The organism is Pseudomonas lactucae, from assembly GCF_016937615.1.
Taxonomy (GTDB): domain Bacteria; phylum Pseudomonadota; class Gammaproteobacteria; order Pseudomonadales; family Pseudomonadaceae; genus Aquipseudomonas; species Aquipseudomonas lactucae.
In genome coordinates this window covers 1-959 of sequence record NZ_JAFHKI010000259.1, presented here as the reverse complement: position 1 = coordinate 959, position 959 = coordinate 1, and the positions used below count along the sequence as shown (strand labels likewise).

General features: G+C 60.0%; 1 protein-coding gene. It reads left to right on the top strand.

Features of this window, described 5'->3' with window-relative positions:
* Positions 1 to 6: 6 nt before the first annotated feature.
* Positions 7 to 959: cytosine permease (locus tag JWR98_RS29130; RefSeq protein ID WP_205491891.1), on the top strand; the 953-nt coding region annotated here is incomplete at its 3' end.

Genomic DNA, 959 nt, shown 5'->3' with positions numbered 1-959 from the left:
CCAGCGATGACCGAACAATTGCCCAAAGGCTACAGCCCGCGCCTCTATAACCAGGACCTGGGCCCACTGCCGCAAAAGTGGACCTGGTACAACATCTTCGCCTTCTGGATGAGCGATGTGCACAGCGTCGGCGGCTATGTGTTCGCCGCCAGCCTGTTCGCCCTGGGGCTGGCCAGTTGGCAGGTGTTGATCGCCTTGCTTGTCGGTATCTGCATCGTGCAGTTGATCGCCAACCTGGTGGCCAAGCCCAGCCAGCAGGCCGCCGTGCCTTACCCGGTGATCTGCCGACTGGCGTTTGGCGTGTTCGGTGCGAATATTCCTGCGGTGATTCGCGGCCTGATCGCCGTGGCCTGGTACGGCATTCAGACTTATCTGGCCTCCAGCGCTTTGATCATTGTGGTGCTGCGCTTTTTCCCACAGATGGCAGTGTTTGCAGAGCCGCATTTCGCCGGCCTGTCTTACCTGGGCTGGTTTGGTTTCCTTAGCCTGTGGGTGCTGCAGGCTGCGGTGTTCTGGGCCGGCATGGAATCTATCCGGCGTTTTATCGATTGGGCGGGGCCGGTGGTGTATGCGGTGATGTTTGCCCTGGCCGGTTGGATTGTGTGGAAGGCCGGTTGGGCGAATATCAGCTTTACCCTGTCGGAAAAGTCCCTGTCGGGCTGGCAGGCGTTTGGTCAAGTGATCGTGGCCACTGCGTTGGTGGTGTCGTACTTCTCCGGGCCAACCCTGAATTTCGGTGATTTCAGCCGCTACTGCCGCAGCATGCAGGACGTGCGGCGCGGTAACTTCTGGGGGCTGCCGGTGAATTTCCTGGCCTTCTCCCTGGTCACCGTGGTGATTGTCTCGGGCACCTTGCCGGTGTTTGGCGAAATGCTCCATGACCCGATTGCCACCGTTTCGCGTATCGACAACAGCATGGCCGTGCTGCTGGGTGCCTTTGCCTTTGTGACGGCCACCAT